Origin of the sequence: Flavivirga amylovorans (genome assembly GCF_030540875.1) — a bacterium.
Taxonomy (GTDB): Bacteria; Bacteroidota; Bacteroidia; order Flavobacteriales; family Flavobacteriaceae; genus Flavivirga; species Flavivirga amylovorans.
The window spans coordinates 36,636-63,529 of record NZ_JAUOEM010000005.1 but is presented as its reverse complement, the minus strand read 5'-3'; the positions used below and the strand labels follow the sequence as shown (position 1 = coordinate 63,529).

Annotated in this window: 25 protein-coding genes; 12 read left to right on the top strand and 13 right to left on the bottom strand. The window is 30.2% G+C overall.

Annotated elements, in window-relative coordinates:
- The first annotated feature begins 72 nt into the window (after positions 1-72).
- From Q4Q39_RS14475 to Q4Q39_RS14465, 3 genes are all read left to right on the top strand, one after another.
- Complete coding sequence (locus Q4Q39_RS14475; RefSeq protein WP_303283264.1) at positions 73-2,469, top strand: TonB-dependent receptor; 2,397 nt, start codon at positions 73-75, stop codon at positions 2,467-2,469.
- Between the two features lie 10 nt (positions 2,470-2,479).
- On the top strand, positions 2,480-3,061 hold the full coding sequence (locus Q4Q39_RS14470; protein ID WP_303283263.1) for a type 1 periplasmic binding fold superfamily protein: 582 nt from the start codon (positions 2,480-2,482) through the stop codon (positions 3,059-3,061).
- A 249-nt stretch (positions 3,062-3,310) separates the two neighbouring features.
- On the top strand, positions 3,311-5,383 hold the full coding sequence (locus tag Q4Q39_RS14465; RefSeq protein WP_303283262.1) for a tetratricopeptide repeat-containing sensor histidine kinase: 2,073 nt from the start codon (positions 3,311-3,313) through the stop codon (positions 5,381-5,383).
- On the opposite strand, the gene Q4Q39_RS14460 is transcribed toward Q4Q39_RS14465, so the two are convergent.
- Together Q4Q39_RS14460 and folE are read right to left on the bottom strand one after the other, a co-directional pair.
- The gene (locus Q4Q39_RS14460) at positions 5,370-5,654 is read right to left on the bottom strand and encodes a hypothetical protein (protein WP_303283261.1); all 285 of its coding nucleotides are present in this window, start codon (positions 5,652-5,654) and stop codon (positions 5,370-5,372) included. The two genes, Q4Q39_RS14465 and Q4Q39_RS14460, sit on opposite strands and share 14 nt — an antisense overlap.
- 57 nt (positions 5,655-5,711) lie before the next feature.
- Positions 5,712-6,299 (bottom strand): GTP cyclohydrolase I FolE, encoded by a 588-nt coding sequence (gene folE, locus Q4Q39_RS14455; protein WP_303283260.1) that lies wholly within the window; start codon positions 6,297-6,299, stop codon positions 5,712-5,714.
- A gap of 203 nt (positions 6,300-6,502) precedes the next feature.
- Between folE and Q4Q39_RS20635 the strand changes: the two genes are divergently transcribed.
- From Q4Q39_RS20635 to Q4Q39_RS14445, 3 genes are all read left to right on the top strand, one after another.
- A complete protein-coding gene (locus Q4Q39_RS20635) occupies positions 6,503-6,745 on the top strand; it encodes a DUF5916 domain-containing protein (RefSeq protein ID WP_367892719.1) in 243 nt (80 codons plus the stop codon).
- 53 nt (positions 6,746-6,798) lie between these two features.
- Positions 6,799-7,461 (top strand): ABC transporter ATP-binding protein, encoded by a 663-nt coding sequence (locus tag Q4Q39_RS14450; RefSeq protein ID WP_303283259.1) that lies wholly within the window; start codon positions 6,799-6,801, stop codon positions 7,459-7,461.
- 342 nt (positions 7,462-7,803) lie between these two features.
- Positions 7,804-8,568: a TIGR02757 family protein gene (locus tag Q4Q39_RS14445; RefSeq protein WP_303283258.1), complete on the top strand. Its 765-nt coding sequence runs from the start codon at positions 7,804-7,806 to the stop codon at positions 8,566-8,568.
- 133 nt (positions 8,569-8,701) lie between these two features.
- Here Q4Q39_RS14445 and Q4Q39_RS14440 read toward each other — a convergent pair whose 3' ends face one another.
- Positions 8,702-10,594: a M61 family metallopeptidase gene (locus tag Q4Q39_RS14440; RefSeq protein ID WP_303283256.1), complete on the bottom strand. Its 1,893-nt coding sequence runs from the start codon at positions 10,592-10,594 to the stop codon at positions 8,702-8,704.
- Between the two features lie 98 nt (positions 10,595-10,692).
- Between Q4Q39_RS14440 and Q4Q39_RS14435 the strand changes: the two genes are divergently transcribed.
- The 6 genes from Q4Q39_RS14435 (at position 10,693) to Q4Q39_RS14410 (ending at position 16,827) form a co-directional block, all read left to right on the top strand.
- Positions 10,693-11,700 carry a glycosyltransferase family 2 protein gene (locus Q4Q39_RS14435; RefSeq protein ID WP_303283254.1) on the top strand — a complete coding sequence of 336 codons (1,008 nt, stop codon included), beginning with the start codon at positions 10,693-10,695 and terminating at the stop codon, positions 11,698-11,700.
- 397 nt (positions 11,701-12,097) lie between these two features.
- Entirely contained in the window at positions 12,098-14,020 is a 1,923-nt protein-coding gene (locus Q4Q39_RS14430; RefSeq protein ID WP_303283252.1) for a BatA domain-containing protein, read from the top strand.
- A complete protein-coding gene (locus Q4Q39_RS14425) occupies positions 14,017-15,273 on the top strand; it encodes a dihydroorotase (RefSeq protein ID WP_303283250.1) in 1,257 nt (418 codons plus the stop codon). The genes Q4Q39_RS14430 and Q4Q39_RS14425 overlap by 4 nt, the downstream gene beginning before the upstream one ends.
- 6 nt (positions 15,274-15,279) lie before the next feature.
- Complete coding sequence (locus Q4Q39_RS14420) at positions 15,280-15,612, top strand: hypothetical protein (RefSeq protein WP_303283248.1); 333 nt, start codon at positions 15,280-15,282, stop codon at positions 15,610-15,612.
- Complete coding sequence (locus Q4Q39_RS14415) at positions 15,613-16,266, top strand: alpha/beta hydrolase (protein WP_303283246.1); 654 nt, start codon at positions 15,613-15,615, stop codon at positions 16,264-16,266.
- Between the two features lie 36 nt (positions 16,267-16,302).
- Positions 16,303-16,827 carry a nuclear transport factor 2 family protein gene (locus tag Q4Q39_RS14410; RefSeq protein WP_303283244.1) on the top strand — a complete coding sequence of 175 codons (525 nt, stop codon included), beginning with the start codon at positions 16,303-16,305 and terminating at the stop codon, positions 16,825-16,827.
- A gap of 53 nt (positions 16,828-16,880) precedes the next feature.
- On the opposite strand, the gene Q4Q39_RS14405 is transcribed toward Q4Q39_RS14410, so the two are convergent.
- The 10 genes from Q4Q39_RS14405 to Q4Q39_RS14360 form a co-directional block, all read right to left on the bottom strand.
- Positions 16,881-17,585, bottom strand: coding sequence for a response regulator transcription factor (locus tag Q4Q39_RS14405; RefSeq protein ID WP_303283243.1), 705 nt, complete (start codon positions 17,583-17,585; stop codon positions 16,881-16,883).
- Between the two features lie 3 nt (positions 17,586-17,588).
- Positions 17,589-19,130, bottom strand: coding sequence for a sensor histidine kinase (locus Q4Q39_RS14400; RefSeq protein ID WP_303283242.1), 1,542 nt, complete (start codon positions 19,128-19,130; stop codon positions 17,589-17,591).
- A gap of 116 nt (positions 19,131-19,246) precedes the next feature.
- Positions 19,247-19,831: a dephospho-CoA kinase gene (coaE, locus tag Q4Q39_RS14395; RefSeq protein WP_303283241.1), complete on the bottom strand. Its 585-nt coding sequence runs from the start codon at positions 19,829-19,831 to the stop codon at positions 19,247-19,249.
- The gene (locus Q4Q39_RS14390; protein ID WP_303283240.1) at positions 19,828-20,787 is read right to left on the bottom strand and encodes a YbbR-like domain-containing protein; all 960 of its coding nucleotides are present in this window, start codon (positions 20,785-20,787) and stop codon (positions 19,828-19,830) included. The genes coaE and Q4Q39_RS14390 overlap by 4 nt, the downstream gene beginning before the upstream one ends.
- Positions 20,784-21,791: a glycosyltransferase family 2 protein gene (locus Q4Q39_RS14385; protein ID WP_303283239.1), complete on the bottom strand. Its 1,008-nt coding sequence runs from the start codon at positions 21,789-21,791 to the stop codon at positions 20,784-20,786. The genes Q4Q39_RS14390 and Q4Q39_RS14385 overlap by 4 nt, the downstream gene beginning before the upstream one ends.
- 64 nt (positions 21,792-21,855) lie before the next feature.
- Complete coding sequence (locus tag Q4Q39_RS14380; RefSeq protein WP_303283237.1) at positions 21,856-22,674, bottom strand: enoyl-ACP reductase FabI; 819 nt, start codon at positions 22,672-22,674, stop codon at positions 21,856-21,858.
- Between the two features lie 58 nt (positions 22,675-22,732).
- Positions 22,733-24,385: a DNA repair protein RecN gene (gene recN / locus Q4Q39_RS14375; RefSeq protein ID WP_303283236.1), complete on the bottom strand. Its 1,653-nt coding sequence runs from the start codon at positions 24,383-24,385 to the stop codon at positions 22,733-22,735.
- Between the two features lie 67 nt (positions 24,386-24,452).
- The gene (gene porD, locus Q4Q39_RS14370; RefSeq protein WP_303283235.1) at positions 24,453-25,340 is read right to left on the bottom strand and encodes a type IX secretion system protein PorD; all 888 of its coding nucleotides are present in this window, start codon (positions 25,338-25,340) and stop codon (positions 24,453-24,455) included.
- The gene (coaBC, locus tag Q4Q39_RS14365; RefSeq protein ID WP_303283234.1) at positions 25,333-26,544 is read right to left on the bottom strand and encodes a bifunctional phosphopantothenoylcysteine decarboxylase/phosphopantothenate--cysteine ligase CoaBC; all 1,212 of its coding nucleotides are present in this window, start codon (positions 26,542-26,544) and stop codon (positions 25,333-25,335) included. The genes porD and coaBC overlap by 8 nt, the downstream gene beginning before the upstream one ends.
- Before the next feature lie 8 nt (positions 26,545-26,552).
- The gene (locus tag Q4Q39_RS14360; protein WP_303283233.1) at positions 26,553-26,882 is read right to left on the bottom strand and encodes a DNA-directed RNA polymerase subunit omega; all 330 of its coding nucleotides are present in this window, start codon (positions 26,880-26,882) and stop codon (positions 26,553-26,555) included.
- Positions 26,883-26,894: the final 12 nt, after the last annotated feature.

Below are 26,894 nucleotides of genomic sequence, written 5' to 3'. Positions count from 1 at the left end.
TCTTTTTCTCTTCGAGGGCCACCTGTTTTAGTTTAAAGTGTACATTTCTTTAAACTAAATATATTTATAATAATGAAATATTATATATTGATTGTGGCTTGTTGTTTCATCAACATAGTTCATAGTCAAAACTGTGACTCCAGATTTTATGGAGAAGTTCATGATTTTCATGATGGTTCGCCTATTATAGCAGCTACCATTTACATTGAAACACTAGACAAATATACGACTACAGATATCGATGGGAAATTTTCTATCGCAAACCTCTGTGATGGAAAATTAATCGTCTCAGTATCGCATTTGGGTTGTGAAACAAAACGATTAGACATTCAAATTAGTGGTGATTCTTTTTATGTTATAAATTTAGAACATCATATAGAAGAACTCAACGAAGTTAAAGTTGAGGGGAAAACAATTAAATTAACTAAAACATCGCAAGAAACACTGTTAAAAACGGATGCTATTGAACGTTTTAGTGCTTTTAGCTTAGGCGATGCATTAAGACAAATTAGTGGTGTATCTTCTATAAATACAGGCAATTCAATTGTAAAACCTGTTATTAATGGTTTGCACAGCAGTAGAATAATAGTGATGACGAATGGTGTTCGTTTGCAAGATCAAGAGTGGGGTATTGAACACGCTCCAAATATTGATCTAAACACTGCAGGAAGTGTTAATGTCATTAAAGGAGCCGATGCTCTGGCTTACGGTGGAGATGCTATTGGTGGTGTTATTATTTTGAACCCTTCAAATATTAGTTTAAAAGATTCGCTTTACGGAAAAACAATCATTAGTGGTCATACTAATGGTAGAGGTTTTAGCTTGAATTCCTCATTAACAAAAACCTACAAAAAAGGGTGGTATATCGGTGCGCAGGCAACTATGAAACGTTTTGGTGATTTTGAAGCACCAGATTACAACCTTACTAATACTGGATTAAACTCAAAAGGGTTTTCGGTTAAATCGGGTTATAAAACCTTTGAACGAGGTTTCAATGTCTATTACAGTTATTTGAATAATGATATAGCAATATTAAAATCATCACATATTGGGAGCATTGAAGATTTGGTAAATGCAATTAATAGTCAACAACCATTAGTGGTTGAAGATTTTAGCTATACTATCGAAGCACCACGACAAGATGTTACACATCAAATTATTAAAGCCGATTTTTATAAACGGTTTAAAAAGTTTGGACGTTTACAAGTACAATATGATTTTCAAAATAATCAACGTTTTGAGTATGATATTCGAGTTGGGGATGATAGAGATAAACCTGCAATTGACTTAACTTTAAAAACACACACCATTAGAACAAATTTAAAAGTTGATTCTAAAAGCGATAGAACTTATAAATTTGGACTGAATGTAGGGTATCAAAACAATTTTGCAAATCCTGAGACCGGCGTTAGGCGCTTGATTCCTGATTACGATAAATATGATGCTGGGGCGTTTGCTATTTCAGATTTTAGATTAAGTGACAAAACCAATTTAAATTTTGGGCTTCGTTATGATTTTAGTCGTATAGACGCTAAAAAATTCTACCTAACAAGTCGTTGGGAAGAACGAAATTATGATACAGATTTCAGTAATATTGTTATTGATGATTTAGGAACTCAATTGCTTACCAATCCTGTGTTCGATTATCATAACATATCAGCTTCAGCTGGAATAGCTTATAAAATTAATGATAATGATTCATTTATGTTTAACTATGGATTATCCAATAGAGCGCCAAATCCTTCAGAGTTATTTAGTGATGGCTTACATCATTCTGCCGCTAGGATTGAGTTGGGTGATCTACGGATGAAGCAAGAAACATCAAACAGAATTTCTGGAACATATACATATAACAGACATGCATTATCAATAAACCTTGAAGCATTTTACAATCATATTAGCGATTATATTTTTATAGAACCAACGGGAACCGAGTTAACCATTCGTGGTGCATTTCCTGTTTGGAGTTATAATCAAACGAATGCCTCGTTATTGGGTTTGGATGTTACTGCTAATTATAAGATCAACGAACACTGGTTGTTTAATAATAAATCTTCCTTTATAAAAGGAAGAGATTTAACAAAAAAACAAGCTTTGATTGATATGCCATCATTCAAAACAGTTAATATTTTAGGTTATTCAAATAAAAAATGGTTACAGCTTCATACTGAATTACAAAGTGAATTAGTTTTAAGACAAAATGAGTTTCCAGATAACAACTTTGATGTTTATATCCCCACAATAGATAGTGAGGTCTTATTGGATATTAGTTCGCCGCCACCAACCTATCATTTATTGCATTTTCAGAGTGATATAACTCTAAATATATCAAAACAAACAAACCTGAATATAGGTTTAAATATTACTAACATTTTTAATACTTCTTACAGAGAATATCTTAACCGATTAAGATATTTTGCCGATGATTTAGGAAGAAATATTATGTTACAAGTAAAGTTTAATTATTAAAAAATAAAACATGAATACATTAAAAAATAATTTAAAAAGTGCATTTTTAATCTTATTATCAACTTTTATACTTACTGGATGTTCAGATGATGATAATCCTGAAGTTGTCATTCAGGAAGAGGTCATCACAACTTTAACAGCAACCTTAGTTCCTGTTGGAGGAGGCACTACGATAACTTTTAAAAGCCTAGATTTAGATGGCAAAGACGGGCCTAATCCTCCTGTGTTTACAGTATCTGGAGATTTACTTGCCGATACTACATATAATGGAAGTATGGAAATATTAAACGAAACCGAATCTCCAGCTGAGGATATTACTGAGGAAATTAAAGAGTTGGATGAAGAACACCAATTTTTCTTTCAAGCTACAAATAGTCTAGCGACCTTTACTTATGTTGATTTTGATAGTAATAGTAACCCGTTAGGGTTAGAATTTACACTAACAACTTCGGCAACTCCTGGTTCGGGAACGATTACTATTACACTACGCCATGAACCTAATAAAAGTGCTAGCGGTGTTAGCGATGGTGATATAACTAATGCAGGCGGAGAAACAGATGTACAAGCTATCTTCCCTATTATTGTTAAATAAATAATAAAGGTTAAGTAATAATAAACGCCTCGATTTTAATAAAATCGGGGCGTTTATTATTATTGCCACTTTGCTAACATAAATGGTATATAAATACATTAAGACAAATGTGGTAATGATATCAAATCTTGGCAAAACCTTTCAACTAAGGTATATTTAATATAGAAAGAAATATTAGTTTGAAGCTAAGTTACTTTACAATGTAGAAAAAATCTTATCTTTGCATGTTTTTTAACAAACATATTCATATTGAATAAATATTACCTTTTTATAGCATGTCTTCTCGCTACGTTTAGTATAAGAGCACAAAACGATGATTTTGATGTGATGTTAGATAGTATTCAAAGGTTACGAAAATTGTCTAAAAATGAATCCATAGAACTTGATAATAGGCTTAGATATGCAAAACTGGCAAGTGACCTATCTTATAAAACTAAGATAGACTCAACCATTCTTTTATCAAACGAAAGAATAGCATTTGTTAATTTATTGAAAAATAATTATGGTATTTCTATAAAACTAAATCGTGAAAATTTAAAACTTGCTCATAAAATAAATGATTCAGTAAGTATAGCTTATACATCTTCTCAACTGGCATACTGCTATTCTCTAATAGGCAAGCAAAAAGATAGTGCTTTTTATTATTATAATAAATCATTTAGTCAATACAAAAAGTTAAATAAAACGGGTAGTGCCATTTGGGAACTAAATAATATAGCTTGTCTTCAAAGCGATATACGCGATTATACAAGTAGTGAAAAAACATTAATTAAAGCTATCAATCTATCAAAATCACTTCCAGATAATAATAAAAAATATTACCATTTAGCTAGTTTATATAATATAATTGGTCTCAACTCTAAAAATCAAAAATCATATGACAAATCAATTGAATACTATGATAAAGCTTTATTGATTAATAATAAATTATCTGATGATTATGAAATTAATGGATATATTAAAAAGGAAGAAAACTATTTATATGCTAAAATTAATTTGGCAGAAGTATATAGTAAAAAAAAGGATTATAAAAAAGCTTTATCAATTCACGAGGAATTACTCAAAGACAAAAATTTATTAAAAAAAGACCCGTTAGCATATGCTGCAATAATTAATAATAAAGCATACACTCTATTTCTAGCCAAAAATAACAATATAAGATATATTGAATCTCTTTTTAGCGAAGCTTATAAAATTAATGACAGCTTAAATGCTTTATATGAAATCGCTGCTGGCGGCAATGATATGGCTGAGTTTTACCATGTTATTAATAAAAAAGATTCGGCTCTTATACTTTCTAAAAAGTCGTATAAAATTGGTAAGGATATTAAAAATTATTCTGAAGTTTCCAGAGCTTTATTAATGCTTTCAAAAATAGAGGAAGGTGAAATAGGAAAACAATATCTATACGAACATATAAAACTTAATGATAGCCTTCTTAATGTAGAACGTGCCTCTAGAAACAAATTCGCCAGAATACAATACGAAACAGACAATTATATTGATGAAACCAAACGCTTAACCAATCAAAATGTCTTAATAGTTATTATTGGACTTATTATCATATTAATTTTTGTTCTCATTCTTATTATAAGAGTACAAGTTACCAAAAACAAAATATTACTTTTTGAAGGTGAACAACAAAAAGCCAATGAAGAGATTTATACTTTAATGCTAAGACAACAGGCTAAAGTTGAGGAAGGACGACTTCTGGAACGTCATCGTATTTCTGAAGAGTTACATGATGGCATTTTAAATAAGCTCTCAGGCTCTCGATTGGGCTTAGAGTTTTTATCCATGGATAAAGAAGACCAGATCAAAAAAAAATATAGTTTTTATATTAATGAAATTCAATCTATTGAAAGAGAGATAAGAGATCTTTCTCATGAATTAAAAAACACGCAATTAGATGCTGATAAAGATTTTGTTTCCATTCTCAATGACTATATGCTTAATCAGAGTAGCCTACATGTTTTTGAATATGAGATTATTCAAAACTGTGAAGTTTTTTGGGAAGATATTAATGACTATATAAAGGTAAACTTATATCGAGTCATTCAGGAAGCCATTCATAATGTCATCAAACATGCTAAGGCAAGTAAAATTATTATTAATTTCTCTATAAATTCAAATAATCTGCATTTGGATATTATAGACGATGGCATTGGTTTTAATTCAAAACAAAAAAATAAAAATAATGGTATTGGCTTATTAAATATAGAATCCAGAATAGCGAAACTTAAAGGTAAACTAATGATTATATCTAAAATTAAAAGCGGTACGACATTAACAATACAAATCCCTCTTTTTAAACCTCTCTAATATCAATACCCTCTTTCTTTTTAAAAACATGGGTATATAACCACATAAGTGTAAATGTTGGCACCACATCTAAACCGGGTAAAGCCTCTTCTGTAAAAGCTATAACTCCAGCAATTTTACCAGCGTTCCCTTTGTATAGCCTAGTCATAATGTAACCAGATAAAGGGGCCCAAACAATATCTGAAAATTCACCAATTCCAGGAATTAAAAATGAGAGGCATCCAACGGCATCTAAAACAATGCTAAAAACTAATTTTTTGTATTTGTTCATTAAATAATATTAATATAATAAGATACGCAAGAAGCATACCAAATCCAGCCACTAAGACTACTTGCCTATCAACTTTAAAAATTCGTTTCTAGTTTCGATTTTTTCAAATTGCCCTCTAAACCCTGAGGTTGTTGTAATAGAGTTTTGTTTTTGAACACCACGCATCATCATACACATATGAGAAGCTTCAATAACGACAGCCACACCTTGGGGTTTTAAAGTACCATTTATACAATCTAATATTTGTTCTGTTAAACGCTCTTGTACTTGTAAGCGTCTTGCAAAAACATCTACAACCCTTGGCAACTTACTTAATCCTACAATTTGTCCATTAGGAATATATGCTATATGAACTTTTCCGAAAAAAGGTAAAATATGATGTTCGCAAAGAGAATACAACTCGATATCTTTTACAATAACCATTTCATTGTAAGACTCTTTAAACATAGCACTTTTAAGTATATCAACAGGATCTTGATGATACCCTTGTGTTAAAAACTGCATGGCTTTCGCTGCACGTTCGGGAGTCTTTAATAATCCATCCCGCTTAGTATCTTCTCCTAAGTCTTTAATAATATTTTTATATCTATTTTTAACATCATCTGTAACTTGTATGTTATACTCTTCAAATTTCTTATATGGCATATCGGTTTAGTATCTTTCTTAGTTTAAACAAAAAAACATAATTTTTAAAGTTAAGCAAATTTTAACTTTTAATGATTAGAATTAAAAGTTCTCAAAAGTAATTTTATAAACAAAATAAAACTTATTACTCTTATTTTCGTCAATCATCAAATTAACTACAGATCCTGGTTATAATTTTGGATAATAATGACCTTTAACAAAACATTAAATTCAACACTTGGAGTTTAGACCCTAGGCATTCATGTCAATTTGCTACTGGAAGTCACATTATTGCACTTTATCGACATCAATTATTTAATAAAAATACAGGTTCAAAAGATTCCTACTTTTCGAGTCTTAACTTGTTATTAAATCAGCACATTGAACATATTTTTTTACTTCGTTTTATTTATTTTATAGATTATAATACCCAAAAAAATGCGTTTAAAAATAAAAGTAATAGCTAAATCGTTGCTAATAAATCTATAAAGTAGTATTTTCATCGTTCCAATTAGTCAAAATGATTCAAGCAAAAAATATTCATAAATATTATAATGATTTGCACGTATTAAAAGGTGTTGACATTAATATTAAAAAAAGTGAAATCGTTTCTATTGTCGGAGCATCCGGAGCTGGGAAAACAACATTATTACAAATTCTAGGAACTTTAGACTCTGCTTCCTCAAATGGTCAATCTGAATTAAACATAAATGATACTAATATTAGCGACCTTAGTGATAAAAAGCTAGCTAAGTTTAGAAATGAACATATAGGTTTTATATTTCAGTTTCATCAATTACTTCCTGAATTTACAGCTTTAGAAAATGTATGCTTACCTGCTTTTATAAAAGGTACTAAAAAAGCTGATGCAGAAAAACGAGCCATGGAGCTTTTAGATTTTTTAGGTTTATCGCATCGCTATGATCATAAACCAAACGAATTATCTGGTGGTGAGCAACAACGCGTAGCCGTAGCAAGAGCATTAATAAATAATCCTGATTTAATTTTTGCAGATGAACCTTCTGGTAATTTAGATAGCGAGTCTGCCGAAATGTTGCATAGTTTATTTTTTAAATTACGTGATGAATTCGGGCAAACTTTTGTAATTGTCACTCATAATAAAGAATTAGCAGATCTGGCCGATAGAAAATTAACTATGGTGGATGGGAGAATTTTAGTCTAAGACTAACAATGCCTTTATTTTCTTCTTAATTAACTAAAGGTGAGTTCAACATAAATTCCAAGAAATAAATAGCAATTAATTAATTGAAAATCAGTATTTTGTCATATCTACAGAGCGAAGAATGAGCGACGAGATATCTCAATTTAATGAGATTCCTCCTCGTACCTCGTTCGGAATGACACAACCTTATTGCTAAAACACATAAATCACTATAAATCAACATTTAACATGTAAAATTCACCTTTAATTAGATGATTTTATTTCTATAAAGTTGCGTACAATATTGAAAAAATAAACAAATTAGTACTCAGCAAGAATACTTACTTTTGAAAAAAAATAATTTTGAATAAAAAAGATCTCAAAGACTTTTTAGATGCTAAAGTCATTCAATATAACAATCCTAAATTTATTGAAAGCGACCCAATACAAATTCCTCATCAATTCAACAAAAAAGAAGACATTGAGATTTCAGGTTTTTTAACCGCTACTATAGCCTGGGGAAACAGAAAAAGTATCATTAATAACGCTATGCGGTTAATGGATTTGTTAGATAATTCTCCTTATGACTTTGTTTTAAATCATTCAGAAACTGATTTAGAAAAACTAATTCCTTTTGTACATAGAACTTTTAATGGTTATGATAGTATCCAGTTTGTAAAATCACTCAAACATATTTACGAAAACCATGGAGGATTAGAATCTATTTTTTCAAAGCATGTAAAAACAGAATCATTGCAAGTAGCGATCTCAAAATTTAAGTCTACATTCTTTGAAATTGAACATTTACAAAGAACACAAAAGCATATAAGCGATCCTTTAAAGAACTCTGCTGCCAAACGCATTAATATGTTTTTACGCTGGATGGTTAGACATGATAATACTGGAGTCGATTTCGGTATCTGGAAAACACTTGCTCCATCAGAGTTATCATGCCCTTTAGATGTGCATTCTGGTAATGTTGCCAGAAAATTAGGATTATTGCAGCGTAAACAAAACGATGCAAAAGCCTTGTTAGAATTAGATACAGCTTTAAGAAAACTGGATAAAACCGATCCTGTTAAATATGATTTTGCGCTGTTCGGATTAGGTGTTTTTGAAGGATTTTAACATTCTCTGTTGCCTGCTTTTTATAAAAAATCAGCCTATTATGAAAGTAAAGTTCTTGGGTTATCATAAAAAAACGATTGACAAACTTGTAGTTTGTCAATCGTTAATATAAATGTTGTCTGTCTAAAACAGATTATCCTTTTAACCAAGCCTTTCTCAATACCTTTTGAGCTTCTGTAGCATCGCTCTTTTCTATTATCGCCTTACCCATAGTATACGATTGTGTTGTTGTTGTTTTTATAACGATTTCTTCCCCTGCTCTTTCTAATTTTACTTCAACATCTTTTCCTGGTTTCCACATAAAAACATTTTGTAATATTTCATTCGCATTTTGAAATGTTAAAGCTTCTCCATCAATAGACTTAATAACATCATTAGCTTGTGCTCCTTGTTCTACCCAAAAACTATTTTTTAAGACCATATCTGTAAAAAAGATAACACCTCTTTCTGGGTCTCCACTCACTATAGGAGCTCCATCCATTAATATGTAATTAGCTTTTATTTTAGCGTCTCCAAACTCTAAACCTGCCTTTGCTAGAAAATCATTATAATTTATTGGAGTATCTCCAACAACGTGCGTATCAAAAAACTCTTTTAATGAAGGGTAAGTCATAGCTACTATTTCATCTATAAGTTTATCATCTTCAAACGGTTTGTTTTTTCCATACTTATTTGATAACTCTTTCATTAAAGATAAAATCCCCCTATTCCCATGACTCTCTTCACGCATTAATATGTCAATACACATACCAATTAATGCTCCTTTTTGATACACGTTTAAATATTGGTCTTTATAAGGGTCTTTTAAAATATTCTCACTCATTATTGTAAAACTCATAGCATCATTCAATGCTTTTGATTGTTGAATTTTATCCATAATTTTATTATAAAATTCAGCTTCCTCAACAAGACCTTGATTTACTTGAAATAACGTTGCAAAATACTCGGTAACACCTTCATACATCCATAAATGTTTTGAAAATGTTGGGTTATTATAATCAAAATAATGTACATCTTCAGAATGTACACTTAACGGCGTTACTATATGAAAAAACTCATGAGAAACTACATCTATCATGCTTTCTTCCAAGGCTTCTTTTGGCATTGATTCTGGCATCACTACTACCGTAGATGTATGATGTTCTAATGCTCCAAATCCTTTTGGAGAGTCTTCTTTACCTTCAGACAAATACAAATAAATATCATAGCGAGGTGTCGTATTTACATCTCCTAAATACGTTTTTTGAGCTTGCATCATTTTAAAGATAGTTTCCTTTAAAGATTTAGCCGAATGAATTTTATTGGGTGAATATACACTTAATACAATTTTTATATCTCCTACTTGAAATTCTTCAACGTCTAAATTACCATACATCATAGGGTTATCGGTAATTTCAAAATATCTGGTAGCAAAATAGCTTGTTGTTATATTTTTTCCATCTTCACTAGTTTTAGTCCCTACATTTTGTAGTGCAGAAGTCCGTACAAAATCTGCAGAAGCAGTAACATCCAATTTGTATTGGTTGTTTTTTAACGAATCAAAGTATCCAATAAATCCATGTAAATTTAAAACATAATTATCTGCTTCTATATTTGTTCCTGAAGGTGAAAAAGGAGTTTCTTTTCCTATACCTCCTTTAACTTCTATATCGTAAGTATCATTAACTAAATAAGTAATTTTATCTAATTTCTTAGCATTACTAATAGTCCACGTATTAGTATCTACTTTATTTACTGGCATCTCATTACCATCATAATCAATAGCTTTAAAGTCATCAACATACTTACCAAAATCACTTACCGAATAAGTACCTTGTATCACTTTTGGTAAACGATATGTTACAGTTTCCTGTGTAAAACGCCCAGGATTAATAGTTACTGGTGCTTTATCGTTATCGATACTCGCTAGATTTATTGAAGTCGCTATTGGCAAACTTGTTGCTAAATCATTTTTTGTATTCTTTGTAGAACTACAACCAGCTAGTAAAATACCTGCAAATAATGCAGCAAATGTCTTAGTATTCATCTAATTAAATTTAGTTTTCTAATTGACGCACAAAAATACTACTATGTTACGGGCTCTATTCTTAAGGTTATGTTAAAAAGATAAATTATATTCGTCTTATGCAAACCCCTTTAGTTAGTATACTTATACCTTTTAAAAATACAGAAGCCTATATAGAAGCTTGTTTAGTTTCTATATTAAATCAAACGTATGTTAATTGGGAACTACTTATAGTTGATGATTCTTCTTCAGATTCTAGTATTAGTATCGTTGAAAAATTTGCAAAAAATGAAGACAGAATAACACTTTTAAAAAATAAAGGGACTGGTATTATTGATGCGTTACGATTAGCTTTTAAGCATAGTAAAGGAACATTTATTACTAGAATGGATAGTGATGATATTATGCATTCTAACAAATTAAACATATTAGTAAACCATTTATTAAACCATGGAAAACAACATGTAGCTACTGGTTTGGTTAATTATTTTTGCGATGAAGGGATCAAAGAAGGTTACAAAAACTATGAAATATGGTTGAATAACTTAACTAAAACAGGTAATAATTATTCTGAAATTTATAAAGAATGTGTTATACCTTCTCCTTGCTGGATGATTCATAGGGATGATTTAATGGCTTGTGATGCTTTTAATCCAAATAGATATCCCGAAGATTACGATTTAGCGTTTAGGTTTTATAAACACAATTATAAATGTATTCCTTGTGATACTGTTATTCATGACTGGAGAGACTATAGTTCGCGGACTTCAAGAACTCATGAACATTATGCCGAAAATCATTTTATCGACATAAAATTATATTACTTTTTAGAATTAGACTATAATCCTGAAAAATCACTTATTGTTTGGGGTGCTGGAAACAAAGGCAAAACAGTTGCTAAAACACTTATTAAAAAAGGAATTCCTTTTGAGTGGATTTGTGATAATCCAAAAAAAATAGGAAGAGATATTTATGGCACCATATTAAAGCCTTTTAAGACTTTAAAAGCCATTAAGAATCCACAAAGTATCATTACTGTAGCTAATAAAGATGCACAAACAGACATTAAAAATTATATGAATAGCTTAGGCATGAAGAATATCTACGATTATGTTTTCTTCTGCTAATACCAATAAAATTAACCATCAGACAAAATGTCGTAAAAATATCGTTATCAAAAAGACGATTTCATGAGTGATTTTGGCAGCAAATAATACTAAATTAATCATGATTAGCTTAAAAAAATCGGAATAAATATTCTTAATTTTAAAAATTCTACATGTAAATTCATTAGGAATAGGTACTTGGCAAATGTTAATCTTCGTTTTTTTAGTTTTCAATGGTATAAATATTATTCTTCCCATCCTTTTTTCTATAAGAACAGGCAATGGTAAATCCAAAAGGTTTTATCCTAATATCATTATATCGTTAAATTCATAAAATAGATAAATCGCGAGAGTTTCATTTTAATCTTTTATTAAAAAATGAAAAAAAATATGTAGTTTTGATAAATCATAAAAATGAATGCAGTTTAAACACCCAGAACTTCTTTACGCTTTATTTTTACTGCTTATTCCCATAATTGTTCACCTTTTTCAATTACGAAAATTTCAAAAAGTTGCTTTTACTAATGTGGCCTTTTTAAAAGAAGCGACATTACAAACTCGTAAAAGTTCTCAAATAAAAAAATGGTTAATTCTCTGTACAAGATTGTTGCTTCTTGCAGCTATTGTTTTTGCATTTGCGCAACCATTTACATCTAAATCTGACGTATTTAAAACTAAAAAAGAAACCGTTATTTATTTAGATAATTCCTTTAGTTTACAAACTAAAGGAAATCAAGGAGAACTTTTAAAACGTGCTATTCAGGATATTATTAGTAATGTAGATGAAAATGAAAATGTATCGTTAATGACTAATGACAATACATATAAAAACACAACGATAAAAGCCCTTAAAAACGATTTACTACAATTAAGCTATTCTTCAACCAAACTAACAGCTGAAGCAGCTTTATTAAAAAGCAAGACCCTATTTAGTAAACAAAAAAACACTTTAAAAAACCTTATTTTTATTTCTGATTTTCAACAGGATGCATCTATATTTAATCCAAAGGTAGACTCGCTTACAAACCTTCATTTAGTAAAGCTACAGCCTATAAATGTTAATAACATTACTATTGATAGTGTTTACATTTCTAAAAGAACAGCATCTTCTATAGAATTAAAAACTCTTATAAAAAATAGTGGAAACTCCATTGAAAATTTACCAGTTTCATTATTCAGTAATAATAACTTAATTGCAAAAACATCGGTAGCTATTGAAGATTATGCAGAAACCACATTTTCGATTCCTGTGAATGAGGTCATTAATGGGGTAATTTCTATCAACGATGTTAATTTACAGTTTGACAATAGTTTATATTTCAATATTAATAATGGCTCAAAGGCTAATGTGCTTTCTATAAATACAATAACCGATTCTTTTTTAAAACGTATTTATACTAATGATGAATTTAATTATACAGCAACTTTAGAAAATCAATTAGATTATAATATTATTGATCAACAGCATCTTATAATTTTAAATGAATTAGATGTCATTCCTAATGCATTAGTAGCAACATTAGAGCAATTCACAAAGCAAGGAGGAACTTTAATTGTTATTCCTTCAAAAAACATAAATAAACAATCTTACAATCAATTATTAGTAAACTACGGTTCAAATTTTAATGACTTACTTTTTACCGAAAAACGCATTACTACTATTAATTATTCACATCCGCTATATAGTAATGGTGTGTTTGAAAAACGAGTAAGTAATTTTCAATACCCAAAAGTGAAAACCTTTTATAGTACTTCATCTACAAATGCTCCCATTTTACAATTTGAAGATGGCAAATCTTTTTTATATCAAAACAATAATGCATTTGTATTTACGGCAGCTTTAAATAGTGAAAATTCAAATTTCACAAACTCTCCTTTAATTGTACCAACACTTTATAATATAGGAAAACAAAGTCTTAAAACACCAAACCTGTATTATACTATTGGACAAGAAAACACTTTTGATGTAGACACACAATTGCAACAAGATGATATTTTATCGTTAGTGAAAAATGACATTAATATCATTCCAAGACAGCAATATTTTAATAACAAAGTGGTCATTAACACGTCTAAAAATCCATCGATAGCTAACACCTATACAATAAAAAATAAAAACGAAAGCATCAAAAATATTAGTTATAATTATAACAGAGATGAAAGTAATTTAACCTATAGAAATCTTTCAACTTCAAAAAACATAACGGTTAGTGGTTCAATTACCGATATCTTTAACATTCTAAAAAGTGAAACAAAAGTTAATGCCTTGTGGAAATGGTTTGTTATTTTTGCACTAGCATTATTGATTATTGAAATGGGCATCTTAAAATACTTTAAATGAACATACTTATAAAATCTGCCACCATAATAGATCCAAAAAGCGAGTTTCACAACACAACTCAAGATGTATTAATTGAAAATGGTGTGATTGTAAAAGTTGCTAACAGCATTAAAAACAAGAATAATTATCAAGAAGTTAAGTTAGAGAATTTACATATTTCTCAAGGTTGGTTTGATAGTAGTGTATGTTTTGGTGAACCTGGATACGAAGAACGTGAAACCATAAAAAACGGATTAAAAACCGCTGCTTCTGGTGGTTTTACAGCTGTTGCCCTAAATGCAAATACGAATCCTGTTTTAGATTCTAATTCAGATATCACTTTTATTAATGCAAAATCGCAAAATAACGCTGTTACGTTATTACCAATCGGATCACTTACTGTAGGCAGCAAAGGTGAAGATTTAGCAGAGCTTTATGATATGAAGTCTGCAGGTGCTGTCGCTTTTTATGATTATAAAAAGCCTATTTCAAATCCTAATCTTATGAAAATTGCTTTACAATACGCTAGTAATTTTGATGGGCTGGTATATTCGTTTCCACAAGAAAGTAAAATTTCCGGACATGGTGTTATGAACGAGAATATAACGAGTACGACCCTTGGTTTAAAAGGGAATCCTGCTTTAGCTGAAGAATTACAAATAGCTCGTGATTTATTTTTATTAGAATATACGGGCGGAAAACTACATATTCCAACTATTTCCACAGCAACTTCTGTTACTCTTATAAGGGAGGCTAAAAAGAAAAAACTAGACGTTACTTGTAGTGTGGCCATACATAATTTATGCTTTACTGATGCTGTATTAACAGATTTCAATACACACTTTAAGGTATTGCCTCCACTACGTACTCAAGACGATGTGAACGCTTTGATTGAAGCCGTAAAAGATGGCACTATAGATATGGTTACAAGTGACCACAATCCTATTGATGTTGAACAAAAAAAGGTGGAATTTGATCATGCTGAATATGGAACCATAGGACTGGAAAGTGCTTTTGGAGCTCTACAAACTGTTTTTACCATTAAAAAGACTATTGATGTCTTAACCAAAGGAAAAATAAGATTTGGCTTAGAACAAACACCTATTAATATTGGAAACAAAGTAAATATCACCCTTTTTAATCCAGACGAGACATACGTCTTTTCTAAAAGTGATATCATTTCCAAATCAAAAAATACCATTTTTGAGAATGCCACTTTAAAAGGAAAAGTTTATGGTATTATCTCAAATAATAAAATTTCATTAAATCAATAAACAATAATGACAGAGCAAGACATTGAAAAAGGAAAGACAAATGCTATAATAAGTTATTTAACAATATTTGGAACCATTATTGCCTTCTACTTAAACAATGAAAACAAAAGTGAGTTTGCTAGTTTTCATATAAGACAGGCGCTTGGTTTATGGCTTACATTTTTCGCTCTTGGATATATTATTGGAATCTTTGATAGTTGGACAATCTCTTTAGGTTTTTATCTGTTTTTTTCAGTGCTTTTTATTTATGGCTTTATAAATGCCGTTGGAAAAAAAGCACAAATGGTTCCACTTCTTGGAGCCTTATATCAAAAATTGTTTACAAATCTTGGTAAATAAATGACTAACAATACACTTTCATTACATCATATAATACGCAAATCTTCATTAACCGAAAATGCGCCATTATTAATCATGATGCATGGTTACGGTAGTGATGAAAACGATTTATTTTCGTTTGCCAGTGAATTACCTGAAGACCTTTTTATTATTTCAGTAAAAGCACCATACCCAATGCAACCATATGGCAATGCTTGGTATGCTATTAACTTTGATGCTGGTAAAGGCAAGTGGAATGATAAAGAGCAAGCTGTACAGTCTCGCGATTTAATTTCCAGATTTATTGATGAAGCCATAGAAGCGTATCCTGTTAATAAAGACAATGTATCACTTTTAGGGTTTAGCCAAGGAAGTATTTTAAGTTATGCTGTTGCTTTAACCTATCCTGAAAAAGTTAAAAACATCATAGCTTTAAGTGGTTATGTTTATAAAGAAATTATACCGCAAGATTCCGCTAAAGATTACTCGCATTTGAGTTTTTATTGTTCTCATGGAAGTGTCGATCAAGTGATTCCTGTTGATTGGGCACGACAAACCGCTCCTTTTTTAAATAGCCTTAATATAAAGCATCAATACTCTGAATTTCCTGTAGGCCATGGTGTTGCTCCTCAGAATTTTCATGAGTTTAAAAATTGGCTCATTAATAATATATAATATTTTTCGTACCTTTTAGCTCTCAAAAAGACTAAAATGAACCGATTATCAACTTATATTATTAGCCTGTTACTCCTATGCAGTAATATGGCTACTTCACAAAACATTAATGATTTAAAAGAAATTAATTCTCAAATTTGGAATAATTTCTCCAAATCTTTCGAAACCTTAAATTATGAATTATTCGAAAGCTTGCATAGCAAAGACTTAATTCGAGTTAATGGAGGAGATTACAAATCTATTAGAAATAAAGAAGCATACCTAGAAGGTTATAAGAGTCGTTGGAGCAATCCTGTTTTAAGCCAAACTATTTCTTTTAGATTTTCAGAACGAATCTGTAAAGATGGTATGGCCTCAGAACGAGGTGTCTATAAATTTACTATGAACCCAAGGACAGAAAATCAAAAAATATATTATGGTAAATTTCATGTTATCTTAAGGAAGGAGAATGGTCTTTGGAAAATATTAATTGATTATGATTCTTCAGAGAATGAATCAATTAATGAAACTGAAACCTTGTATCAAAACACCTTCGCTGTAGATGACTTCGAGAAATATTAAACAAAAAATCCAGCTAAAAGCTGGATTGAATTATATGATCAAAGAGTATTTTTCTAAGTATTTATTACTAATCTAAAGCCTTCTCCATGTATATTTAGTATTTCTACTTTTTCATCAAGTTTTAAATACTTACGTAGCTTGGCTATGTAAACATCCATACTACGAGATGTAAAATAATTATCATCACGCCATATTTTAGTAAGAGCCAATTCACGTGGCATTAAATCGTTTTCATGTAAAGCCAACAAGCGTAGTAATTCATTTTCTTTAGGCGATAACTTTACAGGTTCACCCCCATTAAAGCGTAAGAAACGTAATTTAGAATTTAAATCGAACCCTCCAATTTTAAATTCAAATTGTTTGCTATCAGAAATAGTTTCGGTTGCCTTGCGTTGTATTATTGCTTTAATTTTCATTAATAGCACTTCACTATCAAAAGGCTTATTTAGATAATCGTCTGCTCCTACTTTATAACCTCTTAAAACATCTTCTTTCATCGTTTTTGCTGTCAAGAAAATAATTGGAACATCTGTATTTTTTTCTCTTATTTCTTTAGCTAATGTAAAGCCATCTTTATAAGGCATCATAACATCTAAAATACATAAATCGAAATCATCTTTTTTGAATTTTTCGAATCCTTCCATTCCATTTTTAGCATGAGTCACCTCATAATCATTCATCATTAAATAATCTTTAAGAACGGTTCCGAAATTAGGGTCGTCTTCTACTAATAAAATTCTCTTCTTTTGATCTTCCATAATTTATGATATTAGTGGAAGCTTTATCGTAAATGTGCTTCCTTTTTCTTTTTCACTTTCTACAGAAACATAACCTTGATGATCTTCTACAATACGTTTAACATAGGCTAAACCTAAACCGTGACCTTTTACGTTATGAATATTTCCTGTGTGTTCTCTATAAAATTTTTCAAACACTCTTTTAGCAGCAGTTTTACTCATACCACTACCATAATCTTTTACTTTTAATAAAATATTTGTACCTATATTTTCTGTAGATACTTCAATTTTTGGTGCATCTGGAGAATATTTAATAGCATTATCCAGAATGTTTACAATCACATTGGTAAAATGAGTTTCATTAGCTAAAATCGAAGATTTATCTGCTTTAAAAAATGTTTTTATATAGCCTTGTCTATCTTCTACTAATAGTTTTACATGAGTAATAGCATCATCAGCTAAATTATGTAAATCCACCCTATCTTTACTAATATTAAGTTCGTTTTTCTCTAATTTAGATATCCTTAGTACATTTTCAACTTGAGCATGCATACGTTTATTTTCTTCCTTTATCATGGTAAGATATCGTACAACTCTATCTTTATCGTTTATAACTTTTGGGTTTTTAATGGCATCTAATGCTAAATTTATAGTGGCAATAGGTGTTTTAAACTCATGGGTCATATTATTAATAAAATCTGTTTTTATTTCAGATATTTTTCGTTGTTTCAAAAGTTGATACAACGCACTTGAATACGCTATTATTATAATAGAAGTAAAAACTATCGACAGTAATATCATTCCTAAAATTGATGATAAAATAAACTTTCTATCATCAGGGAAATTGACCAAAAGCTTATAAAGGCTTTGGTTATTCTCGTCGTAAAAAATAGGTATACTATAAGTAGATTCTATATCATATTCAAAACCATCACTGCGAACCTTTGTTGCTAAATCATTGTCGTAAATTGCAAATTCAAAGTCTATATCTACATCATTTTTTAGAAGCTTTTCAGATAATAACTTTCGGATTTCTTCCTCAGAAACTCTTTTATGAACGGGTGTTCTTTTAGAAATCTCTTTAAAACTCTTTTCAAAGCTTAACCTCTGAGCATCATCCATGCTCCCACTTCTAATAATTTTTGAAATGGGACTTTGTAAAATGTCTTTTTCAGACAAATCAAAATTACTATAAATCTCAGCACTTGAATTACTTATTATATTCTTAAGTCCAATACTATCTATATCCAAACCAATGTCAAGGAGCGATGAAGATAATTTATAATTTTCTTCAAAAATATTACTACTATAAATGAGCATTTCTTTGGTACTGTTATTCTTTTGATAAATTAACAGCTGAGAAACAGCTTCTTCATCTACTTTTTTATCCTTGTCTAAGCTTAAGTATTTTGAAAAATATTTTTCCGACTCATTATCTTCAATAGTATTAGAAACGTTACTTAGGGCTCCTAAAACAATAAACTTGAATCTTTCTTTCTCGTTTTCTACAGAATCATTTATATAATAAGCTTGAATAGAAATAATACCAATAAGCGATAAACTCATTAGTATAGTTAATAGGATGAATATTCTTTTGCTCACCATTCAAAATTAGCATTTTAACATTTATAACGCTTCGCTTTTAACCTTACATTAACAAAAACGTTAAAATCACGTGTTTTTTAAATTCTTTTAAGAATGTCATTATGAATATCAACAACTTGATTCTTAGCTATTTCAAGGTCAGAATTCTCAATAATATATTGCGAATATTTTATTTTTTCTTCATCTGTCCACTGGTTATTCATAATGGCTTCAATCTTATCTTTCGTTGTATTATCACGTATTAAAAGACGTTTTATACGCAAGTCTTTTGGGGCAGTAACAGTAATAATATAATCGCATGCTTTATGCCCGCCATTTTCAAATAGAATTGCTACTTCTTTTATAACATAAGAAGCGTCTTGTTTTAACATCCATTTTTCAAAATGTTTAGCAACTCTAGGATGAATAATAGTATTCATTTTTTGCAAATAGTCTTTATTATTAAAGATAATATCTGCGATAAATTGTTTATTTAACTTGTTATTAATATAAGCGTTATCTCCAAATAATTGAATCAGTTTTCTTTTAATAATCTTGGACTTATTCATAAGGTTTTTAGCTTCGGCATCAGCTATATAAACAGGTACACCTAAGGCTTCAAATTCTTTAGCTACAGTTGTTTTTCCGCTACCTATACCTCCTGTAAGTCCTACAATAATCATTTTATAATTATAAATTCTATGCGTTGTTGATTGATTCTAATATTCTTAGCTGTTTTTGGGGATTTTACTATTTCCGGCACTAAAAGAGACTGATTGCCAATAACCTTTGTATAATCACAAATAACTTTAAAATCTTTATTAGTTATTGAATTAAAATTACTCAAGCTAATATAATATGAGACGTTGACTTCTTTTGGAAAATATTTTAACCTCATTCCTTTTGGAACGTTAATAATATTTACTGGTATTTTTAATGTTCCCTCAGTAAACTTTTCTACATCAGCTTTTATGATAACACTATTCGCAGAAAACTTTAAATCGGACGTGTTTTCAGGTAACTTAAGACTCGTCGTTTCTAATAAATTTGATTTTACATCATTAAAAATAATGTCTTCTGTTTCTAAGCGGTTAATCTTAGACACTAACACATTAGGCCCAATAATTTCTATAGAGTCAGGATCTGAAATTAATTTATCTGCTACATCATAGCCCGGATGAAAATTAACAGTTGCATTTATTTTTATTGGTACTTTCTTGACCAAGTTAACATCATATCTAAAAGCTATTTCTTTTGGAGAAATATTAAGCAGTTCTACTTGCTCATCGAATTGAGTATTATCTAAATATGATTTAGATTTATTCCACAAAAAGACCCCCTCTTTTTTATCGACATCCTTACTGAAGTCTATCTTTACTTTTGGTTTAGACATATAATATTTAAGCCACTTAAACCCATGGGTTTTTAAAGTAATGTTTAATACTACAGAATCATTTAAAATCACATTTTCTTCAGGTATATTAGACTTTTCAATACCGAAAGCAATGGTGTTTGTATATTCTTTTGATAGCTTAGTAAATATTAAAATAATAAAGGCAAACAATAAAAATAAAAGAAACACATTGATTCTTTTATTTTTTATTGAAGCTAGTATTTCTGATTTTAATTTTTTTATCATTTCGATTTAAAAAATAATTTTGGGAAATAAGTTTCTGGATTTTTATTAAGTATAGAAACTGCAATCGTCGACTTAAAAAACCCATAACCATATCCAAAAAACTGAATAATAACAGCTACTATAGAAAGTATAGAAACGCTTATACTTTTTGTCGTTATTAAAGCTAATATCAATGTTATTACAAAATACGACATATAGGCTACTAAGCCCCACTTAAAATTAAAAAAAGCAAGTAGTAATGATATTAGAAAGCCTACACAAAATATAGTAGGAAACCAATAGGTGATTTTTTTTGTTGATGGATGCCATATATTTAAAATTGGGCGCACCAACCCAAATTTATGTACTTGCATATAAAATTTACTCCATGAAATGCGACGTTTATGGTATACAAAAGCTTCCGGGATTAACTTGGTTTTAAAACCTAAATTCCAAAGTCTAATAGATAAATCAGGGTCTTCTCCAGGGTGTATTCTTCCAAAACCTTTTGATGCTATAAAGGCTTCTTTTGAAAGTCCCATATTAAAACTTCTTGGTTGAAATGTATCTACACTTTTTTTATTTCCTCTTATACCACCGGTAGTAATAAACGATGTCATTGAAAAATTAATAGCTTTTTGAAGGTTTGTAAATGAACTATGTGCTGCGTCAGGACCTCCATAACAATCAACATAATTCTCTTTTAAACTTTTTTCAACTTCTGCTAAATAATTTTTTGGTAAAATGCAATCAGAATCTAAAATGATAAAATAGTTTCCTTTTGAGTTTTGCATACCAAAATTCCTAGAATCTCCTGGTCCAGAATTTTCTTTAAAAAAGTAAGATATATCCAGCTTATCCTTATAAATATCAACGACCTCTTTAGACGATATTGTTGAGCCGTCTTCTACGATAACAATTTCAAAAGGAGTATGTCCTTCTAGGCTTTCAAAACTCAGTAAAAGCTCTTCTATTTCGTCAGGACGATTGTAAACAGGAATTATAAAAGAAAACTGTAATTGCATAAAACAAATGTAACAAAAAAGCCACCGTTTTAAAGGTGGCTCGTTTTCAATATTTAAAATATTTTTAGTCTTCCTTCATAAAAGCATCCATCACAGCGGTACTAACCCCCATATTGCAAAACCCACCATCATGAAATAAGTTTTGAAGTGTTACAAGTTTGGTTAAATCACTGAATAAAGACACTGTATAATTAGCACAATCTAATGCTGTTGCATTACCTAATGGTGACATTTTATCTGCATAAGCGATAAATCCATCAAAACCTTTTACGCCATTTCCAGCAGTTGTTGGTGTAGGAGATTGAGAAATGGTGTTTACACGTACTTTTTTATCACGTCCGAAGAAATATCCAAAACTACGAGCAATACTTTCTAAATAGGCCTTATTATCAGCCATATCATTATAGTCTGGAAAAACACGTTGCGCAGCCATATAAGTTAAAGCAACAATACTTCCCCATTCATTCATAGCATCTGCTTTGTATAGCGTTTGCATGACTTTATGGAAAGACATTGCAGAAACATCAGTTCCTTTTTGTGTCCAAGCATAATTCTGGTCTGTATAATGCTTTCCTTTTCTAACATTAATAGACATCCCTATTGAGTGTAATACAAAATCTATTTTACCTCCTAGAATTTCCATTGATTTTTCAACCAAGTTTTGTAAATCTTCTTCAGAAGTTGCATCTGCTGGAATAATTTGAGAACCCGTTTTTTTAGCTAATTCATTTATTTGCCCCATACGCATCGCTACTGGTGCATTTGTAAGCACAAATGTCCCTCCTTCTTCATGCACACGTTCTGCAGTTTTCCAAGCAATTGAATTAGAATCTAATGCTCCAAAAATGATCCCTCTTTTTCCTTTTAATAAATTATATGACATACTTCTAGGTTTATATGTTTAGTTGTTCGTTTTTTTAATCAGCGCACAAAGATACTAATTAATTCAGCAATTCTTTGGCATGTGCAATAGCAGATGAAGACATTTCTACGCCTCCCAACATTTGAGCTATTTCTACAATTCGCTCATCATGGTTTAGTTTTAAAAGATTTGTTCGAGTTGTATTATTTATATCTTCTTTATAAACCTTATAATGCGAATGTCCTTTTGCCGCAATTTGTGGTAAATGTGTGATAGAAAATACTTGCATAGTTTTACTCATCTGCAACATGATATCACCCATTTTATTTGATATTTCTCCAGAAACTCCTGTATCTATTTCATCAAACATAATGGTCGGCAATTTTATATATTTTGATAACACTGATTTTATAGCGAGCATAATTCTTGACAATTCACCTCCAGAAGCTGCTTTTTTAAGTTCATTGAAATGCCCTCCTTTATTAGCCGAAAACAGAAATGATAATTCATCTTTTCCATTTGCAAAAAAATCATCACTGTAAATTATTTCTATATTAAATTGAGCATTTGGCATTCCTAAACCAATTAAAATACTTTCTAATTGTTTTTTTAATTTTGGAATAACATCGATTCGCTTTTCATGAATTTTTTTAGAAATAGTATTTAATTCAGCTGTTTTAGAATCAATTTCTAGTTGTTTTTTCTGAATGGTATCTTCTAAGTTTTCAGTTACCGATACTTTTTCTTTAAGCTCATTTTTTATTTTAATTAATTCTGATATATCACCAGCTACATGTTTTTGCATCAAATTATGCAGCACTTTTAATTTTGAATCAACTGTCTGTAATCTATCAGGATCTACTTCTAAAGTATCTTGCAAGGTATTAACTTCACTAAACACATCATCCATTTCTATTAAACTACTACTTATTCTATTAAATATACCTTCATACTTAGATGAAAACCCAGCGAGTTTTTGAAATGCATTCTTTAATGCTGTTAATGTAGATAAAGTTCCTACCTCTTCTTCACTTAATAAATGATGGGCTTCATCTAATTTTTCTTTTATCCCTTCAATGTTATTAAGGGTTTCATATTCTTCTTCTAAAGTTTCTAATTCGCCATCAACTAAATTTGCCTCTATTAATTCATTTAATAAAAACGAATTATAATCATGTTCTTTAATCGCTTCAGCTTGAAAAATTAAAAGCTCTTTTAATTCCTTTTGAAGACCTTTATAGGATTTTAATGTCTCTTTATAATTCTGCAAAGCATTATCATGGCCAGCAAGCGCATCAATGACTTGAAACTGAAATTCATTACTGGTAAGTTCTAGGGTTTGATGTTGTGAATGAATATCTATTAAACGTTCACCTAGCAGTTGCAAACTACTTAAATTAACTGGAGAATCGTTTATAAACGCTCTTGACTTTCCAGAAGGTAGTATCTCTCTACGGATAATAGTTTGCGGCTCATAGTCTAGATCTTCGACTTTAAAAAGCGATTTTAATTTATAATCGGAAATATCAAAAACTGCTTCGATAATGCATTTTTGGGTAGTATCTTTTAAGCTGTTTAAATCGGCACGCTTCCCTAGAATTAATGACAGTCCTCCAAGAAGAATAGATTTACCTGCACCAGTTTCTCCAGTAATAATAGATAAACCTCTATCAAAATCAACATGAAGTGTATCTATTAAAGCGTAATTTTTTATTGAAAGTGATGTTAACAAGGCTATTTTTTGTTCTTAAATTTTCAGAAATAAATATAATGAAAAGCGTTTTTAAATATAGAATAATTCAAAACTTAATCCTTTGCCATTTACTACTGTGCATTGGCGCTACTTTTTGGAGTGTTTCCATAATACTGGTAATGTTCACATTAGGTCCACTACTAAAGATTTGTTCAATTTCATCGGCTTTAGCATCAAAAAACGTACGTAAAATAAAAGAATTAGGTCGACGACTATTCATAGCTTTAAATAAATTTAAAGAAGCAGCTATTTTTTCTTTTCCTTCTTTTGGGTTCTCTCCCATAATATCCAAGCCGTCTCTGTGATATGCATATAAAACTTCTCTATACTCTTTAAAAGTTGGAGACAGTATGTTATCTATAAGTGCAAATCTACTTTGTAAACCGTCTTCTAGTTTCCATCCTTTAGAATTAGTTTGCTGCGAATAGTTTGTAATAACTCGCGCTTGTGTATAATAAGTATCTCCGCCTTTTCTAGAAAAAGAATCAGCATCCAACGCCAAAATCATATATACATGATATGCTAATACTGATATTAAATTAGATTCGTATTGATTAGGGTTGAAAATTAGATTTTGAAATTCTAAATACCTAAAATTAAAATCTTTATCATTAAAGTTATAAACTGGTGTAGTAAACGACGAACCAAAAACGGGTCGTGATGATTGCACTTGAATAGAGGCTTGAAATGCTTCTCCAGTATAATTGGTAACATTTATAATCATGCTACAATCGATACGTTCTTGTACTTTAAATGTTTTTTTAGTCCATTTAGTATTATTAATAAACTCTTTTAATTGTTTTTCTAAGGTTTTAAAAATTGGAAAATTTTCGTTACCTGTTTGTTGAGCATTTACAACAACATTACAATTTAGTTCTTGCGAAAACCCTTTAATTCCAAGACAAAATATTAAAACAACTAAAAAATTACGCATGTATTTGTTCTATAATTTTATTTAATAAATCTTTGGCGACTTCTGCTTTGGATTTTAATTTAAACTCTGTAATAACTTCTTTATTGTCAATAAAAGTAACTTTATTGGTATCACTTTTAAAACCAGCACCTTTATCATTTAACGAATTTAAAACAATTAAATTTAAATTCTTTCTTTTTAATTTTCCTTTTGCATTTTCAAGTTCGTCATTAGTTTCCAGTGCAAAGCCAACTAAATACTGGGTCTTCTTAATGGCTCCCAAAGAAGCTAAAATGTCTTTTGTTTTTTCTAACTCTAGAGTTAACGTTGGTTGGTTCTTTTTTATTTTTTGAGAGGCTACTTCTTTTGGTTTAAAATCTGCTACTGCTGCCGAAAGCACAGCTATATCTACATCTTGAAAATATGAATGTACAGATTCATACATGTCTTGTGCACTAACAACTGGTATGGTTTGTATTAAAGTATGTGATACTTTTTGATGTGTTGGACCTGTTACCAAAATAACCTCAGCGCCTAGATTTGCTGCTGCTTTGGCTATTTCAAATCCCATTTTCCCACTTGAATGGTTCCCTATAAAACGAACAGGATCAATAGCTTCGTGAGTTGGTCCTGCTGTTATAAGTATTTTTTTTCCTTTTAAAGGGAGTTTATCTAAAATATCATTTTCAATAAAACCAATAATATCTTCAGGTTCTGCCATTCTTCCTTCTCCAACCAAACCACTTGCCAATTCACCACTTGTAGCTGGAATCATAATATTACCATATTCCTTTAACGTTTTAAAAGAAGCAATCGTACTTGGGTGTTTATACATATCCAAATCCATAGCTGGTGCAAAATATACAACGCATTTTGCAGATAGATATGTTGCTAATAAGAAATTATCACTTGTCCCACTGGCCATTTTAGAAAGCGTATTTGCTGTGGCAGGAGCGATTACAAAAACGTCTGCCCAAAGGCCTAAATCGACATGATTGTTCCAAGTAGCATTATCATCATCTTCATTTGTAAAAGATGAGTATACAGGATGTTTTGAAAGTGTAGATAAGGTTAAAGGCGTTATAAAATCTTTAGACGCTGGCGTCATAACTACTTTTACGTTAGCGCCTGCTTTTATAAATAACCTTACTAATGAAGCAGTTTTATAAGCGGCAATACCAGCAGTGATGCCTAATAGTATATTTTTGCCGCTTAGTATTGACATTTTAAAAATTATTCCTGAGAATCTTCCTCAGTATTTCTAAAATAAATTTTATCTGTTAACCATTCTTGAACAGCTAAGGCATGAGGTTTTGGTAATTTTTCGTAAAATTTAGAAACCTCAATTTGCTCTTTATTTTCAAAGATTTCTTCAAGACTATCATTGTACGTTGCAAATTCCTCCAACTTATCAATAAGCTCTTTTTTAATCTCTGTGTTAATTTGCTCTGCACGTCTTGCAATTATAGAAATTGACTCGTAGATATTCTCTGTTGGTTCATCAACTTGATTTCTGTCGTACGTTACTGTATTAACTGGAGCATTGGTTTTTTTTAAATCCATTGTCATTGTTAT

What these genes read in the sequence shown, in the direction of transcription:
- Q4Q39_RS14475 (WP_303283264.1), top strand. Translation starts at nt 73, where the DNA reads ATGAAATATTATATATTGATTGTGGCTTGTTGTTTCATCAACATAGTT.
- Q4Q39_RS14470 (WP_303283263.1), top strand. Translation starts at nt 2,480, where the DNA reads ATGAATACATTAAAAAATAATTTAAAAAGTGCATTTTTAATCTTATTA.
- Q4Q39_RS14460 (WP_303283261.1), bottom strand. Translation starts at nt 5,654, where the DNA reads ATGAACAAATACAAAAAATTAGTTTTTAGCATTGTTTTAGATGCCGTT.
- folE (WP_303283260.1), bottom strand. Translation starts at nt 6,299, where the DNA reads ATGCCATATAAGAAATTTGAAGAGTATAACATACAAGTTACAGATGAT.
- Q4Q39_RS14450 (WP_303283259.1), top strand. Translation starts at nt 6,799, where the DNA reads ATGATTCAAGCAAAAAATATTCATAAATATTATAATGATTTGCACGTA.
- Q4Q39_RS14440 (WP_303283256.1), bottom strand. Translation starts at nt 10,594, where the DNA reads ATGAATACTAAGACATTTGCTGCATTATTTGCAGGTATTTTACTAGCT.
- Q4Q39_RS14435 (WP_303283254.1), top strand. Translation starts at nt 10,693, where the DNA reads ATGCAAACCCCTTTAGTTAGTATACTTATACCTTTTAAAAATACAGAA.
- Q4Q39_RS14430 (WP_303283252.1), top strand. Translation starts at nt 12,098, where the DNA reads ATGCAGTTTAAACACCCAGAACTTCTTTACGCTTTATTTTTACTGCTT.
- Q4Q39_RS14425 (WP_303283250.1), top strand. Translation starts at nt 14,017, where the DNA reads ATGAACATACTTATAAAATCTGCCACCATAATAGATCCAAAAAGCGAG.
- Q4Q39_RS14420 (WP_303283248.1), top strand. Translation starts at nt 15,280, where the DNA reads ATGACAGAGCAAGACATTGAAAAAGGAAAGACAAATGCTATAATAAGT.
- Q4Q39_RS14415 (WP_303283246.1), top strand. Translation starts at nt 15,613, where the DNA reads ATGACTAACAATACACTTTCATTACATCATATAATACGCAAATCTTCA.
- Q4Q39_RS14410 (WP_303283244.1), top strand. Translation starts at nt 16,303, where the DNA reads ATGAACCGATTATCAACTTATATTATTAGCCTGTTACTCCTATGCAGT.
- Q4Q39_RS14405 (WP_303283243.1), bottom strand. Translation starts at nt 17,585, where the DNA reads ATGGAAGATCAAAAGAAGAGAATTTTATTAGTAGAAGACGACCCTAAT.
- Q4Q39_RS14400 (WP_303283242.1), bottom strand. Translation starts at nt 19,130, where the DNA reads ATGAGTTTATCGCTTATTGGTATTATTTCTATTCAAGCTTATTATATA.
- coaE (WP_303283241.1), bottom strand. Translation starts at nt 19,831, where the DNA reads ATGATTATTGTAGGACTTACAGGAGGTATAGGTAGCGGAAAAACAACT.
- Q4Q39_RS14390 (WP_303283240.1), bottom strand. Translation starts at nt 20,787, where the DNA reads ATGATAAAAAAATTAAAATCAGAAATACTAGCTTCAATAAAAAATAAA.
- Q4Q39_RS14385 (WP_303283239.1), bottom strand. Translation starts at nt 21,791, where the DNA reads ATGCAATTACAGTTTTCTTTTATAATTCCTGTTTACAATCGTCCTGAC.
- Q4Q39_RS14380 (WP_303283237.1), bottom strand. Translation starts at nt 22,674, where the DNA reads ATGTCATATAATTTATTAAAAGGAAAAAGAGGGATCATTTTTGGAGCA.
- porD (WP_303283235.1), bottom strand. Translation starts at nt 25,340, where the DNA reads ATGCGTAATTTTTTAGTTGTTTTAATATTTTGTCTTGGAATTAAAGGG.
- coaBC (WP_303283234.1), bottom strand. Translation starts at nt 26,544, where the DNA reads ATGTCAATACTAAGCGGCAAAAATATACTATTAGGCATCACTGCTGGT.
- Q4Q39_RS14360 (WP_303283233.1), bottom strand. Translation starts at nt 26,882, where the DNA reads ATGGATTTAAAAAAAACCAATGCTCCAGTTAATACAGTAACGTACGAC.